This is a genomic window from Clostridium sp. Marseille-Q2269 (assembly GCF_943736985.1).
Lineage (GTDB): Bacteria > Bacillota > Clostridia > Clostridiales > Clostridiaceae > Clostridium_F.
Window position 1 is genome coordinate 83,593 of record NZ_CALSFS010000007.1, and the last position, 16,074, is coordinate 99,666.

Below are 16,074 nucleotides of genomic sequence, written 5' to 3' on the forward strand. Positions count from 1 at the left end.
TTTATAAATCACCATTTTTATATTTTATTTTCAGTTTACAATCTGATAATACCAGTTTCATTTTTTCTACCTTCCCTTTTAGCACAGTAATAAAGTATATTTTTATTTCTACCCCAATAATTTTCTCTCTAGCTCCTGAAAATCATATTCTCTCTGGTCATAATCCCAAGGATCTACTGGCTTTTCTTTAGATTTTGTTTTCTTATTTTTTTCTGTCCATTGTGTTTTATAAGCCTTTATATCTTCAGCTGAAGTTAAGTCCTTAGCTATCCAAGTGTTTAGTATTTTCTCTATATATTTTATATTTTTTATGTTGTGTCCTATGGCTTCTTCAATGGCCATAATAATAACTTCACTGCTAAATTTATTGGTCCACTGTAAAATCTTTTCTTTCTCCATAGGCACTACCTTGTGTATATTACTTTCAAAAACAGATAATATATACTTTAGGTTTTTAAAATTATCTCTAGAAAGTATACCCTCATTGGTGCAATCATTTGCAGCAATTGTTGTAGATTTACTTTTACATATATTATTTTTAAATATATTACCCGCTCTCTCTTTTTTACTATCCATAAAATTATTACTGTATACTTCTTCTTTATTACTACAACAACTATTGCTTATTACTTCTTCTTTTTTATTTATTATTTTTTGTTTATTATTTATTATTTCTTTACTTACAATGGGGTTATAAGCCCCTACATAGCCCCTTACAATACCCTTAAAATTATCATCATCTATGGAATTATCATTAACTGAATTTTTACTATTATCTTCATTATCTATAGAATTATCATCAATTATATTGTTACTATTATCTTCATTATCTATGGAACTATTGTTAATTTTGTTATATACGGCTTTATTTTTATGCTCTATTTCACAGAACAAATTATCCACATCCAATCCAAGGCGAAAATATTTTTTATATAACATATTTATGAAGTCTTTGTTTTTTATTTTTTTAATTTCTCTATTAACACATTTAATTGAATTTATATTATTAGGTTCATTGTATTTAGCCCAATTTAATATGATTATTTCATTAGTTTCTTCTGAATAAATTATTTTTTTATATTCTTCAAATTTTTTCAGTAATTTATTTATAGTTTCTTTTTCATATCCTGTTTGCATTTCTATAATTTTTTTAGGTAATTCATAAACTCCACATTGTGAAGTATTGGGATTAGTTAATAAGTAAATGTAAAAAGATTTTTCCTCAGGATCAAGATTTAATACAAAATTATCATTCCAAAATTCTGTATAAAGCTGTCTGTATTTTGCCATTTCAATCCCCCTCCAATATTTTTTATATTTCACATAAAAATCTATATATTATTTTCTTAAATCTATTTATAATATTGTTTTATTTTAAACTTCTGTTTAAATAACATTACCTATTTAGCAAATTCCAATATAAGTAAACAATCCACATTGTGGATAATTTGTAGACTATATATTTATAAATCTTATTTAAAAATTTTATAAACTTATATAATTTAACATTTGAAAAACTTGTGTAACCTTATAGCAACTATATCTATAAAAAAAATAGTTTGTTTAAAGGCTCATTTGGAAAAGCCTTAATTATTCCTGCTATTAACTGAGCTCCTGCCCCTCTTTGACCATTGATCCATCTACTTATAGTAGCACTGGAAACTTCAGCTTTCATGGCTAATTTATTTTGTGACCAATTATTTTTATACATAAGATTTATAATGTATTCTTTATTAGGTCTCAATTTATCATCTCCTTATTTCGTTTCTATTGGGTTACAATAAAATCTTATCAAATATCGTAATCACTTGTCAAATATATTAATTTTTTTCTATTGCCACCTGGCAACGGTTATTATATAATTATTTTATAGGAGGCTGTTTACTATGAAATTTGGTGAATTTTTAAAAAATCTTAGAAAAGATAAAGGATTATCTCAAAGACAACTTGCAGAACTTGCTAATGTAAGTAATACAGAAATTTCTCGTATAGAATCTGGTGAAAGACAAAATCCATCTCCTAATATATTAAAATGCCTTGCCCCTCATCTTGATATAAGTTATAAAGATTTAATGATTAAAGCAGGCTATATTGACGAAAGCATAGAGCATGAAAAATACACTGAACATATTTTTAGAAGTGCAGATGGTGAATTTGCTGACACTATAAGACTTGCAAAAAATATTCATAAAAAAGATTCTGAGATCTTGACTATTATGAACAGAGTTACATCTGAATTACCTAAGGAAGATATAAAATCTATAAAAGAATTTGCAAACTTTTATTTAGATAAGAACAAGAATAAATAATTATTTATTCTTGTTTTTTTCCTTTACTTGGTAATAAATTCATATTATAATAAAACTATAGAACACAAGTTCTTATTTCTATTATTTTATGATATGGAGGGATCTCATGGCTAATCATTATAAAAATAATTATTATACTCTAGATAAAATTCCTAAGCATAGGATTGAATATATAGATAAAACAGTATATACTTTTGCAGAGGATTTTCACTTAAAATACTGGCCTTTAGATTTTGTACAAATCATATTAAATATACAACAAACACAAAGCTTACCTATACAAATAAAGTCTCTAGGAAATTTATCTTATAAATTTGAAGCAGCTACAGTATATTCAAGGAAAAGCAACAAATTTTTAATAGTGGTTAATAAAAATAGAATTCACTATCCTTTCAAAATTTCAAAGCATCGTAGACTTAATTTTACGTTAGCTCATGAATTAGGTCATATTTATTTGAAACACTATCTATTGCCTCAAGAATGTAAAACACAAAAAGACTTGTATATAGAAGAATTGGAAGCAAATGAATTTGCAGGTAGACTACTTATGCCTAAAAATAAAATATTTAGTTATAGATTTTCATCTATTAATGAAATTGCATCAGATTTTAATGTTTCTAACTGGGCTGTATTAAAAAGATTAACCAATCTTAAACATTCTAATTTAAGATTTTATAAAAATTCTTTAGTTTATAGGTCTATATAGTATACAAAATTTATATTTAAGGATTATTGATTTAATTATATATTATATTGTAAATTTGATTACAATAATTATTCTATAAATATTTTCTTCACACTTCTAGTATAAATTTGAAAAATTATAACTATAATGATTTACAGCATTTTTTTTAATATAACTTTGAGGACTATAACTATAAAAATCTATCTCTTATTTCAAATACAATTTTAAAAACTATAACTATAAAGATTTCATTTCCCTCATATTTTAAATATAACTTTGAAGACTATGACTATAAAGATTTCCCTCATATTTTAAATATAGTTTTAAATACTATGACCATAAAGATTTTCCTTATATTTTAAATAAAAATATTACAATTGTAATAAATATAAATTTACTATTGAAAATATGAAAACAAGGATGGCTTGAATATTTGTACATGCTATCCTTGTTTTATTTCAATATTTTATTTTATTCAAAAGTTAGGGTTATAATTTTTGAATTATGTATTTCATCTTTATCTTCAGTCCAAGAATATCTTCCCGCTTTACCTATAGACCTATATATTTTAGTAACTGCACTTTCTAAATCATAAACATTTTTATTATAATTTAATATATTCATGCTTATTTCTCTTTTTCCACTGGTTACAGCTTGTTGTATAGAAGAGTAAAATTCATCATAATTATGTATTGTTGTTGTTTCATTTCCTTTATAATCTTTTTCTGATAGACCTAAATTTTGAAAATTAAATTTTGTACTATTGCATTTAACATACTTGCTTCCATTCCACTGATGGTTTCTTTTTATCTGACTATCAGAAAGATTAAAATATGTATGTCTAACAGTATTGGATCCATCCTCAGTTATAGGATCATCCCAAGTCACATCTAAGTGATGATATTCTCCTCCTATTTTAACTAAGTTCCAAGCATGTCCTATTTTCTTTCCACCATCACTACCAGTACCAACTATAATTTTAGATTCTATTCCAGCAGCATTTAAAAGTCTTTTCATAGCATCAGAATATCCGACACAAGCACCTAATTTATTTATTAATACTCCATATGCGGTATTAGATACCATTGGCATAGTTCCTTTATCCGCTCTAATATCATATTTTGAATTATTAACTATATAATCGTGTAGTGCCACTTCTTTTTCATAATCTTTCATTCCAGGCTTAATTACTTTTTTTATAATTTCCTTAGTGTTAGCTTGTACGGCTTTTTCCCTATTTTTTAATGTTTTTACATCATCTGAATATTTAAAATTTATTTCCATCTCTATTGGAATAGTAAATTTTTTTTGTTTTCCTTCAGCCTTAGTACAAATTTCATGTAATTCTGGATTATCCATTAAAACTTTTTCAACTGTATCTATATTATAATACGAATTATCATTCATATCAGTAATAGCTACAATTAATTTTTCATCGTAATTATGTATAGCTTTATCTATGGCCTTATAATATTCATCTTTATTTGTAACTCTTACTACCCCTTCAGGTAATTTTACATAGCTACTAAGTCTATAATTTATAAAACCCACTGCCACTATTAAAAGTACAATAATTACTAAACATACTTTAAGTAACCTTTTTAAAATTTTTTTACCCTTCATTTGCATCTCCCTTTGTTAAAATTTATAGTGTTTACAAGATTTAGCTAGATTCCCCCTATATATAGATATCATAAATTTTATAATAATTCAATAAAAATATATCCATTATACTGTTTACAAATTAAAATTTTATTAATATTAGGGTTGACAAATTTATTCCAATGATCTATTATAGTATTAAGCTTAGTAAGCATATATGATTACTAGGTAATATAAAAATATAAATAAATTCTTTACCTAAATACAATATAATCTGTTATGGTAAAGATCTAGAAATTAAATAAATGCTATGACAAGAATTAGTAGCATAAGGTAATCTAACAGAGAAAAATCCTAGTAGCTGAAAAGGATTTTAAGTGTAATTTATGTGAATGCATCTTTGAGCACTGTGTTGAAATATAGTAGATTGCAGCGTGTACGCCCGTTAAAGCGTTAAGGTATGATTGTACCAAGTGAAGATGTTATTGCATATTTTTTCAATAACAATTAGAGTGGAACCGCGGAATTTAACTTCTGCCTCTAAGTTTTTAGAGGCAGAAGTTTTTTTGTTATATTTATTCATTGGTTTTCTTCTCCTTTATTTTAGGTCATATGTTTATATGGAATTTGTTATATTTCTATAGGCGTATAAAAATCAATGTTTATATAACTTATCAAACCCAATTTACTTTTAAGGAGGAACAATAAAATGAAAATAGAATCATTATTAATACACGGTGGAATAGATGGAGATAAGCATACAGGGTCAGTAAATGTGCCTATTTATCAAACCTCAACTTATAAACAATATAAATTTGGAGAAAATACAGGATATGAATATTCAAGAACAGGTAATCCCACAAGAGAAGCTTTAGAAAAACTTGTTGCAGAACTTGAAGAAGGATACAAAGGCTTTGCATTTGCCTCTGGAATGGCTGCAATAACTGCGGTGCTTTCATTATTTAAATCTGGAGATAGTATACTAATTTCAAATAATGTATATGGTGGTACTTTTAGAGTTCTAGACAAAATATTTAATAATTTTGGTATCAATTATTCTATAGTTGACACTTCTAATCTAGATGAAGTAAAAAATAGTATAAATAAAACTGTAAAAGCCATATATATAGAAAGTCCTACTAATCCTCTCATGGATATAACCGATATAAAAATAATATCAAAAATAGCTAAAGAACATGGTCTATATACCATAGTTGACAATACTTTTATGACTCCTTATCTACAAAAACCAATAACACTTGGAGCAGATATAGTTATTCATAGTGCAACCAAATATCTTGGAGGACATAGTGATGTACTTTCAGGCATTGTGGTTGTAAATAATGAAGATTTAGCTAAAAGAATTCATTTTGTACAAAATTCTACTGGTGGAGTTTTAGCTCCCTTTGATTCTTTCCTTTTAATTAGAGGCATAAAAACTCTAGCTGTAAGAATGGATAAGCATAATTTAAATGCAAAAATTATTGCTGAATTTTTAAAAGATAGAAAAGAAATAGTAAAAGTATATTATCCTGGATTCAATACTCATTCAGGACATGATATTCAGTCAGAACAGGCTAACGGTTATGGAGGAATGATATCTTTTGTTCTTGAGGATGGTTATGATTATAAAAAATTCTTTGAAAGCCTTAAATTAATAACCTTTGGAGAAAGTTTAGGTGGCGTTGAATCTTTAGCTTGCCATCCAGCATCCATGACTCATGGAGCTATACCTTATGAATTAAGACCAAAAGTTGGTATTGTAGATAATTTAATAAGATTGTCTGTAGGTATCGAAAATGCCGAAGATTTAATAAATGATTTAAAAAATGCATTAAAGGAGAGTGTATAAAATGGTCAAAGTAGAAAGTTTTTCATTAGATCACACAAAGGTTAAGGCACCTTTCGTAAGAAAATGTGGAAACCAAAAAGGTGAAAAAGGTGATGCAATTACAAAATTTGATTTAAGATTCTCCCAACCTAACGAAGAAGAAATGCCTACTGGAGCAGTTCATACCTTAGAACATTTATTAGCTGGATATATGAGAGAAAAAATGGATAATATTATAGATATTTCTCCAATGGGTTGCAGAACAGGATTTTATCTAATAGCTTGGGGAGATGTTGAAGTTGATACTGTTATCCATGCTTTAAATTACTCATTAAATAAAGTTATAGAAACAGAAAAAGTACCTGCGACTACTGCAATTGAATGTGGAAACTATAGAGACCATTCACTTTTTTCTGCAAAAGAATATGCAAAGCATGTTTTAAGTAAAGGTATAAGCAATGAAGTATTTAAATAGTATTAAAGATCTTATAGGTAATACACCTATTATAAAACTTAATAATTTAAATATTAAGCCAAGTGTGAACATTTTTGCAAAACTTGAAAATAATAATCCTGGTGGAAGTGTAAAAGACAGAATTGGAATTTATATGATTAAACAAGCTGAAAAACAGGGTAAGTTAAAAAAAGGGTATACAATAGTTGAGGCCACTGCCGGTAATACTGGCATTGGCGTTGCCCTTGCAGCAATAAATAAAGGATATAATATAATATTTGTAGTGCCTGAAAAATTTTCAGTGGAAAAGCAAACATTAATGAGAGCTTTAGGGGCTACAATAATAAATACCCCTAAAAAACATGGCATGTTAGGTGCTGTTGAAAAAGCTAATGAATTATTACAAACCATAGAAAATTCAATTAGTCTAAGACAATTTGAAAACAAATCAAATCCCCTATCTCACTACGAAACTACTGGACCAGAAATATATGACGCACTAGATGGGGAACTTAAGAAAATTTTATATACCAACAAAATTTATAAGCGGGAAAGAATTTATTGTGTTCTCTCCCGCTATTTATTTAGTTCATTTTAAACTTTTTAATTAATTCATTTAATTCTTCTGAAATATGAACTAACCCTTCACTGGCATTAGCTATATGCTCTGCACTTGCCGCTTGCTCTTCTATGGATGCTGAAGCCTGTTCTGTTCCTGCAGCATTTTCCTCTGCTATAGCTGATAAATTTTGCATCAAATCCACAAGTTTTTCTTTATTTTCATTAACTCTTTCTGACAATTCATTGACTTTTCTTATTTCACTATTAGTTATATCTATGGATTCTGCTATTTTTTCAAATTTTTCTTCTGTGTCATTTACACTTTGTGCTTGATATGCGTTTATTTCTTTTACTTCTTCCATTTTATTTACTGCATTTTCAGATTCCATTTTTAGCCTATCTATAACCTTTTTTATTTCACCTGTAAAACTATTGGATTGTTCTGCCAGATTTCTAATTTCCTCTGCAACTACTGCAAATCCTCTCCCATGTTCTCCTGCTCTAGCTGCTTCTATAGCTGCATTTAAAGCCAATAAGTTTGTTTGCTCTGCTATAGATTGAATCATTGCACTGGCACTTTCTATTTTCTCAGCACTTTTGTTATTATTTAGTATAATATCATAAATATTTTTTGCTGCTTTGGTACTGTCCTTAGTTTTATTAACAAGCTCTCCCAATATGACAAATCCCTCTTCTTTTCTATTTTCTATGTTTTTAGCAGCTTGATTTAATTCTTTTATATGTTGTTTATTTTCTTCTAGTAAATTTCCCATTTCATCTACACTTACAGTAGAAGTTTCTGTATCCTTTGCCTGATTTTCTGCCCCTGCTGCTATATCTTCTATAGTTTTTGCTACTTCTTGAGAAGCTGTAGCTGATTGCTGAGATGTTGCTGTTATTTCTTGGGATGATGCAACTATTTGTTGAGCTGAATGATCTGTTTCTGTAACAAAAGCTACAATATTATTTCTCATTTTTCTTAAAGCTCTTACCATAACCCCTACTTCATCCTTACGATCCTTATAATTAGAAATCTCCTCATTTTCATATACTAGAAAATCCAAATCTGCCATTTTGTTAATTCTATCCGTTACCACCACAATAGGCCTAGTTAAAGTATTACTTACAAAATAAGTAGCCACTATTCCAAGAGCTATAAGTATTAAAGATACTATAATAATGGTTGTTCTAAGACCATATACTTCACTTAATACTTCTCCCATTTCTCCTCCAAAAACTACAGTCCAATTCGTTCCTTTTATTGGAGAATAACCAACAACATTCTTTTTTCCTTCATATTTGTAATCTCCATTGCCAACTTTCTTTTCTGATATTATCCTTTCTATTAAAGATGATAAACTCTTAAAAGATTCATCTTTTTTAGCTTGTTCAATCATATTGCTTTGACTTAAAACAAGTTCTTTCTTTTCATGTCCTACTGTAACACCTTTATCATTTACAACAATACCAAAGCCTGTCTTTCCATATTTAATTTTACTAACAATATCACTTAAAAAAGTTGCTTCTTTTACTCCATAAAAAACCCCCTGAACTTGACCATTTCTTGTAACAGGAGCTGCAATAACTATTACTGGTTTCCTGGTTACATTACTTACAAGAACATCTGATATGGATGCCTTACCTGCCATAGCCTTTTTATAATACTCTCTATCTTTAACATTGCTACTATTTTTAGCTTTATCAAAAACAATAGAATTCCCATTCTTATCTACAAAACAATAATTCATATATGCTGCTCTTTTAGCTTCTTCTTCAAAATATGCCACTTTTGTTTCCCAGGGAATTTTATTATCTATAATCTTATCATCCTGAGACATGGAATTCATATAAAGTATTTCCCCGTCAATTTTAGCTTTTATGTAATTAGCTTTTTCAACGGATAGATTTTGTAAATCATTATAATAATCCTTTGTTAAATTTGTAGTAACTCTATTTACTATTATAACTCCTAATACTACTGCTAGTACAAATATGAGTGATGCAAATATAGTTATAAGCTTTGTTTTCAATGATTTCATAAAACTTCCTCCCCTATTAAAATATTAAATATGATTTTGTGCCATGTATATTTCTTCTCCCCATACTTTTTACTAATCTCTGTTATTATATTTATATTATTTTTGTAAAAACTATTTATATTATTGGATAAGAAATACATTCATCGGACCTTTTTATATTATTAATAATCTGTGTAATTTGTATTTACATTTCAGATAATATTATAAAAATCATATTAACAAAAAATAACATCATTATTAAAGCACAACACACCTATATGCCTTTATAAATATATGATATTCTATATACAAAATAGCATTTAGCATTGTATATTGTTTACATACAAATTATCGTACATAAAAAAGAATATATTACTATTGAAATTGAATTATTATTTAAAATATGTAAATGCAAAACTTAAATTCATAAATTACCCATTTATTATTGGCATATACTATATTATATCAATATATTACCATATATATGGAATTTATTACATAGAAAAAGCCTCAGATTTTATCTAAGGCTTTTTTCTAATTAATTATATAAGAATAAAAGATCATAAAATTAAAAATAAAAGCATGGAAAATTTAAATAAATCGCCATGCTTTTTACTATATTATTATAAATGAAATTAAAATATTGTTCTAATTCTTCTATAGAATTCAACTGGAATGTATCTATTGCTATTAACTCTATTGTTTCTTTAGGAAGATTTTTTATCTTTTCTAGTTAAAAATTTATCTGCAAAGGCATATTAACATCTCTACTTATATTAAAATATCTTTATTTATCTAAAAAATCCTGTGCATACTGTGCATAAAGACTAGCACCTACTTCTAGAGCATCCTCATCAACAGTATAATGTGGGTGGTGTTGAGGATATATGGCATCTTTATGTTTATTTCTTACTCCAACTAAAGCTAATACCCCTGGAACTTTTTCCTGATATTCTGAAAAATCCTCTCCCCCCATAATTTTTTCCACTACTATGGATTTTGCACCAACCTTTTTTAGAGAACCTTCTGCCATCTTTGAATATTCTTCATTATTAATTACTGGAGCTGTGCCTGAATTATATTCAACTTCTGCTTCTGCTCTAAATGTAGCTGCAGTATTTTTAGCTACTCTTTCTATAATCTCTGGGAACTTTTCTTTTATTTCAGGATTAAAACATCTTGTGGTACCAGCCAAAATACTTTCACTGGCTATAACATTAAACCTTGACCCTGAATTAATAGATCCAACACTTACAACTGCTGGTTCTAGTGGATCTATTTCTCTACTAACAATACTTTGTAGATTCATAACTATGGCAGAAGAAACTACAACTGCATCTACTCCTTGATGTGGAGCTGAACCATGGCCTCCTCTACCAGTTACTTTAATATTAAATATATCCGCAGAAGCCATTAGTGGACCTGGTTGAACACATACGGATCCAACCTCTATATCACTCCATACATGCATACCAAATACTCCATCTACCCCATCTAATGCTCCCTCTTTTATCATCATTTTTGCACCTTTAGCAACTTCTTCTGCTGGTTGAAATATCAATCTTACTGTTCCCTTAAGTTCATCTTTCATATCCTTTAAAACCATAGCAGCTCCTAAAAGCATGGATATATGACAATCATGTCCACAGGCATGCATCAATCCCTGATTTTTTGATTTAAATTCACAATCATTTAGTTCTGTAACAGTTAATGCATCTATGTCCGCCCTTAGGGCTATGGTCTTACCAGTCTTTGCGCCTTTTATTTCAGCAATAATCCCCGTGTTTGCTACCACTTTATTTTCAATACCTAATTTATCTAATTCCTCTTTAATCATTTTGCATGTATTATATTCCTTTAAACTAGCTTCAGGATACTTATGAAACTTTCTTCTTAAATCTATTATATTTTGTTTGTATTTTTTAGTTATTTCTATTGCTGTCATATTATCCTCCCCTAACTATTTTAATTTATTTATGTTTAAAAAATTTGAATATTACAATAATTTTACAAAGAATCCTGCTATAATTACTGATGCTATTGTAACTGTAGTAAATCCTGCCACTAGCATTTTAGGAAGCATATCATCAAGTACATATTCTGTTTCTTCCTTTGTTTCACATACAGATTTAATGGCTTCATGTGTTAATATATAGTCTGCTGGAAATCCATATAATGCAGTAAGCATACAGGCAAACCCCATTTGTTTTGAAAATCCTAAGGCTTTTGATAGTATTAAAGACATTATATACATACCAATTACACCTAAAACAATGATTCCAAGTAGAGGAACTATTATTTGTTTTAACATAGCTGGTGTAGCCTGTGAAAGATTAGCAAATATAAATGCCATAAGTACAGTCATAAGAAATCCAAAAGCATTTGCTTTATTTAAAGCCTTTTCTTCTAAAAATCCTATTTCGCAGGCAATAACCCCTAATATTAAACAAACAACAAAATCATTAATATGAATAACAGGTCCAATCTTAGATGCAAGCCAAGCCACAGCACCTAATTTAAGTAAAATCATATATGGTGTTTGCAATTCTTCTGGTAATGGTGGAATAAGTTTTTTTCTCGGTTCCCCTACTGATAAAGCAGCTTCCTTTTTAGCTAACCTTTCTTTTCCACCATTTTCTTTAAAATTACTTAATACTCTTCTTGCTTCTTTTTTAAGACATATAGCTGAAATGGGATATCCCACAAATCCTTGCATAATATACATAGAAGTGGCAAGCACAGCAACTGCCGTTAATCCTTTATCTGTTGCCGCTTTAGCCATCAATATAGATGCCACAACACCACCTGTTAATGGAGGAGTAGCCGCTACAACATTTTCCCATCCAAACAGCAATTTCCCTACAATTAGTGACATTATACATATACTTACTATTCCAGCCAGAGCTATAACCACTGTTTTCCATTGAGATAATAATTCCTTTAAATTCATTAATGTACCCATATGAACTAACAATAAATACATAGCAACATATACTATTGGCTTTTCAAAGGATGCTTTAGTAATAATATCCTTTGGCATAATAGTCCAAAATCCAATTAAGAATAATACCGCCGATACAAAAACCGATGGAACAAATGCTTTTGTTTTTTGTGAAATGATTTCGCCAACTGTTAAAATAAATAATACAATAGCAAATGCCCCTATTAACATACTAAAATTCATAATAACTCCCCCTTTTTTTATTTTTTCCTATAAATTTTAAAATTTTATCAATTATATCAAAGGAAATTTATCATGTCAACGTACTAAATTTGTATATAATTTAATATTTATGGAAAAATATTTTTCTATCCAAAGAAATTTGTCGTATTTCCGTCTTTTAAAATTATAACCTTCATATTTACCTCTCATTTAATAAATGATCAATATAAAAGATATTGTTTACATAATCACCTATAACATTTACATCCAAAAATTTAATAAATATAATCCTTTATATGAAACATTGGATAAGTGCTACTTTTATCCATGTGAATATTTTTTCTGCATATCAAACTAAAATAACGGAAAACTTTCATAAATTTTTTTTTAATATCATAATAGATAAGTATAGTATTTTCAAGTTTTCACATATTTAACTAATACAATAAGTCAATTTAAACTTAAAATAAAAAAAGCCTTAGATTTTCTCCAAGACTTTAAGAATATAATATCTCTAAAGATCAATGTGATTAGGGCGTGTCTGAAAACAATATATCAAGAGCTTATTTAGATAAAACAAAAATGGCAGAAATATAAACAAATGCAAGAAAAGAAGAAGAAAGCTTATCATATCTAGTAGCAATTCTTCTAAAATGCTTCACTTTATTAAAAAAGCATTCAACTAGATGACGCTCCTTATATATCCACCAATCACAAGGCCAATGATTCTTTGAATTAGATTTTGGTGGAATAGTATATGAGGCCTCCTGTGACGTTATATATTCTCTAATTTCATTTGTGCCATATGCTTTATCAGCTAAAATATTACTACTTTGTATATCAATGTTTGAAAGGATATCTATTGCTTGTGTACTGTCATGTAAATTACCAGATGACAATTGGAAGTATACCGGATTGCCAAGGGCATCCACAACTGCATGAATTTTTGTCGTATGTCCTCCGTGGCTTAATCCAATATGTTGTTTCGTTTCGTTGTTTACAGCCCCTTTTTAGCACCTGCACTATGTTGGTGGGCTTTAATGCATGTTGAATCGATACTTAAATTTTCATAATCTGCTTCTGAGGTTAGCTCTTTAAAAATTACTACTAAAGTACCGTCATCACGCCACTTACAAAAACGACTATATACTGTTTTCCATGACCCAAAGCGTTCAGGTAAATCACGCCATGCAGCACCGCTTCTTGCAATCCATAGTATGGCATTGAACATAATTCTATTATCTTTGGGTGGTCTTCCTGTTTTTGCAACAGGAAATAAGTTTTTTATTTGATTCCATTGTTCATCTGATATTTCGTAGCGTTTTTGTGTCATTGTTTTAACCTCATAGTTTTTTATATTATTATAGCTAAAATTTAAGTCTTTTGCACTAGTTAGTTTTCAGACACACCCTAATAAAATTTTAAAATACCACATTGAGCCATATCATAACTAAAATTTATTCTTTTTTAATAAATACAATTGAATACATATAAATACAATACAATAAATACTAACATATCCTATGCCTTGTGCTACTGTACTTGTGGTAAAATATTCTCCCTCTTTATATATCTGAATAATATTATATAATGGTGGAAACACCCATGTTATAAAAGATGTAATAGGAAGCTTAATATTGATTGCACCCTTTATCATAGCCATCAATGAAATTATAAAATTTAGTACAACAGCTACTTTTCTATCTTTCATAATTCTAGGATGCAAAATAGTTCCTACTGTCCCTCCAAGTAATGCTATAAAAGAATGTAAAATGAAAGCCATAACTACATCCCCTATAGTAATACTTCTATTATAAATCTTAAAATTATTAATTATTTCATGCCCATATCAATATACAAATTATTTACCCTGAGTCCATAACATAATATACTCCATAAAATCAGAATCTATATTCTTTTGCTCTTTTTCAATTATAAATACACAATGTTTATAAAAATTAACAGCAGGTGTGTTATTACTATTTTTTATCCCTCTTATCCCCTTAAACTTATTAAATATATTTTTCTTATATGTTGTTAAAACTTAAACTTTTTTTGATCTACATTAATAACTATAAAAATTCAATAATTAAATCTATTTTATATTTTTTTAAAGCGTACATTTTTTCAACACACACAAATAACCTATAACTATAAAATCATTACACAACTATATTTTCCAATGATTTTTTAATGTTCTTAGTATATGCGCCTCCATGATAGCATACAATTTTATCTATTTCATAATTCAATAACTTCTTTATAGATTTTTTAGCACCTATCATATCCAATGTATATTGAGGATTTGCTATGGTCAATTTATTATCTTCTACCACTAATGTATCCCCAGCAATTAATGTTTTGCTTTCCTTTATGTAAATTGGCTAATGCTCCCATGTGATCATAATCATGATGAGTTATAATTATCTTTGTTAATTTGATAATATCAATGCCTTTTTCTTTTGCAGCATTTTTATAAGAATCAATTCATTTATACAAATTCATTGTTGTTATTAATTCGTATATCTTTAGTATCATTGCTTATTTCTACTTAATTTAATAACCTACATTTTTAATTGATTTAATTCTTATTATAGTTATACATGTACTAAATATATGATCTATAAATCCACTACACAAAATAATCTCCATATCCTTATATTATATTGGACCTATATGTTTTCTCAAGTTCATATATGATTCCATATAAAAGTTGTACACAACCTATAAAAAATCAATATAAACTGAGTATAAAATTCAACCATTTGTATTCTCTTTTAGTTAACCAATAACTAAGCTTTAACTTAGATGTTTTTCACTATATTCTATAAATTCACATAGTATAAATTATAAAATAATAAAGGTGTGATGATACTTATGCCAGATTCCTATTTTGGTACAACAATTTATACAGTACTTCCAGGGGATACTCTTTATAGAATTGCTTATAATCATACTACTACTGTAGAAAATATAATGAAATTTAATAACATAGTCAATCCCAATATTATTTATCCATTTCAGCAAATTGTTATACCGTGGTCTCCTCCCGAAACAGTAATATATACCGTTAGACCTGGAGATTCTCTTTACAGCATTGCAAAAAAATTTGGTACTTCTATTAAAGAGCTAGTTATGTTTAATTACTTAACTCCACCATATGTTATATACCCTAATCAACACCTAGTTGTAGTACCTTCAATGCTATAATATAAAACCAGTGATGCTGATATAATAAAACTTTTAGAAAAAGTTTCACTATAGTTTTATATTATAAAAATTAGCATAAACAAAGTTCTTGGCTTCAGAGGGAGTTTTACTCCCACTTTTAAGAAAAGCAGAGAGCCCAAATCTTCGATTTTGTGGGAATCGCTTTCACAAAGTGCGATGGGAGTATTAGATCGGGTTGTCATGGGATAGACTTAAAAATGCACCTTGAAATGTTAGTGAT

15 protein-coding genes, 1 pseudogene and 1 other annotated feature are annotated in these 16,074 nt (G+C 28.1%); of the genes and pseudogenes, 6 read left to right on the forward strand and 10 right to left on the reverse strand.

Translation table 11 applies throughout. From position 1 onward, the window contains the following. Positions 1-108: 108 nt before the first annotated feature. A complete protein-coding gene (locus NGI68_RS10345) occupies positions 109-1,290 on the reverse strand; it encodes a DnaD domain-containing protein (protein ID WP_251861404.1) in 1,182 nt (393 codons plus the stop codon). Positions 1,291-1,543: 253 nt separating this feature from the next. Continuing rightward, a complete protein-coding gene (locus tag NGI68_RS10350) occupies positions 1,544-1,744 on the reverse strand; it encodes a helix-turn-helix domain-containing protein (protein ID WP_251861405.1) in 201 nt (66 codons plus the stop codon). Positions 1,745-1,886: 142 nt separating this feature from the next. On the opposite strand from NGI68_RS10350, the gene NGI68_RS10355 reads away from it, so the two are divergent. Together NGI68_RS10355 and NGI68_RS10360 are read left to right on the forward strand one after the other, a co-directional pair. Then, a complete protein-coding gene (locus NGI68_RS10355) occupies positions 1,887-2,309 on the forward strand; it encodes a helix-turn-helix domain-containing protein (protein WP_251861406.1) in 423 nt (140 codons plus the stop codon). A 106-nt stretch (positions 2,310-2,415) separates the two neighbouring features. After that, positions 2,416-3,015, forward strand: a complete 600-nt coding sequence (locus NGI68_RS10360; RefSeq protein WP_251861407.1) for an ImmA/IrrE family metallo-endopeptidase — start codon at positions 2,416-2,418, stop codon at positions 3,013-3,015. Between the two features lie 450 nt (positions 3,016-3,465). Here NGI68_RS10360 and NGI68_RS10365 read toward each other — a convergent pair whose 3' ends face one another. Continuing rightward, entirely contained in the window at positions 3,466-4,617 is a 1,152-nt protein-coding gene (locus NGI68_RS10365; RefSeq protein ID WP_251861408.1) for a transglutaminase domain-containing protein, read from the reverse strand. A 280-nt stretch (positions 4,618-4,897) separates the two neighbouring features. After that, positions 4,898-5,141, forward strand: a binding site (T-box leader). A 164-nt stretch (positions 5,142-5,305) separates the two neighbouring features. On the opposite strand from NGI68_RS10365, the gene NGI68_RS10370 reads away from it, so the two are divergent. From NGI68_RS10370 to NGI68_RS10380, 3 genes and pseudogenes are all read left to right on the forward strand, one after another. Next, the gene (locus NGI68_RS10370) at positions 5,306-6,448 is read left to right on the forward strand and encodes a trans-sulfuration enzyme family protein (RefSeq protein ID WP_251861409.1); all 1,143 of its coding nucleotides are present in this window, start codon (positions 5,306-5,308) and stop codon (positions 6,446-6,448) included. 1 nt (position 6,449) lies between these two features. Beyond that, positions 6,450-6,902, forward strand: coding sequence for an S-ribosylhomocysteine lyase (locus tag NGI68_RS10375; RefSeq protein WP_251861410.1), 453 nt, complete (start codon positions 6,450-6,452; stop codon positions 6,900-6,902). Next, positions 6,886-7,395 (forward strand): annotated as a pseudogene (locus tag NGI68_RS10380) (PLP-dependent cysteine synthase family protein); the annotation flags it as partial. The gene NGI68_RS10375 and the pseudogene NGI68_RS10380, both read left to right, overlap by 17 nt. 70 nt (positions 7,396-7,465) lie before the next feature. Here NGI68_RS10380 and NGI68_RS10385 read toward each other — a convergent pair. The 7 genes from NGI68_RS10385 to NGI68_RS17270 form a co-directional block, all read right to left on the reverse strand. Then, entirely contained in the window at positions 7,466-9,481 is a 2,016-nt protein-coding gene (locus NGI68_RS10385; RefSeq protein ID WP_251861411.1) for a methyl-accepting chemotaxis protein, read from the reverse strand. A 766-nt stretch (positions 9,482-10,247) separates the two neighbouring features. Next, positions 10,248-11,405: a M20 family metallopeptidase gene (locus tag NGI68_RS10390; protein ID WP_251861412.1), complete on the reverse strand. Its 1,158-nt coding sequence runs from the start codon at positions 11,403-11,405 to the stop codon at positions 10,248-10,250. A gap of 51 nt (positions 11,406-11,456) precedes the next feature. Then, positions 11,457-12,644, reverse strand: coding sequence for a hypothetical protein (locus tag NGI68_RS10395; protein WP_251861414.1), 1,188 nt, complete (start codon positions 12,642-12,644; stop codon positions 11,457-11,459). Positions 12,645-13,186: 542 nt separating this feature from the next. Then, positions 13,187-13,956 (reverse strand): IS5 family transposase gene (locus NGI68_RS10400; RefSeq protein ID WP_251861416.1). Its coding sequence is split into 2 segments (ribosomal slippage): positions 13,187-13,629 and positions 13,629-13,956, totalling 771 coding nucleotides; the frame shifts between segments, so codons are not numbered across the junction. Between the two features lie 117 nt (positions 13,957-14,073). Beyond that, the gene (locus NGI68_RS10405) at positions 14,074-14,406 is read right to left on the reverse strand and encodes a hypothetical protein (RefSeq protein ID WP_251861418.1); all 333 of its coding nucleotides are present in this window, start codon (positions 14,404-14,406) and stop codon (positions 14,074-14,076) included. Positions 14,407-14,785: 379 nt separating this feature from the next. Continuing rightward, entirely contained in the window at positions 14,786-14,959 is a 174-nt protein-coding gene (locus NGI68_RS17265; RefSeq protein ID WP_251861419.1) for an MBL fold metallo-hydrolase, read from the reverse strand. After that, positions 14,946-15,110: an MBL fold metallo-hydrolase gene (locus tag NGI68_RS17270; protein ID WP_502799386.1), complete on the reverse strand. Its 165-nt coding sequence runs from the start codon at positions 15,108-15,110 to the stop codon at positions 14,946-14,948. The genes NGI68_RS17265 and NGI68_RS17270 overlap by 14 nt, the downstream gene beginning before the upstream one ends. Before the next feature lie 390 nt (positions 15,111-15,500). On the opposite strand from NGI68_RS17270, the gene NGI68_RS10420 reads away from it, so the two are divergent. Beyond that, positions 15,501-15,833 carry a LysM peptidoglycan-binding domain-containing protein gene (locus NGI68_RS10420; protein WP_251861421.1) on the forward strand — a complete coding sequence of 111 codons (333 nt, stop codon included), beginning with the start codon at positions 15,501-15,503 and terminating at the stop codon, positions 15,831-15,833. Positions 15,834-16,074 lie beyond the last annotated feature (241 nt).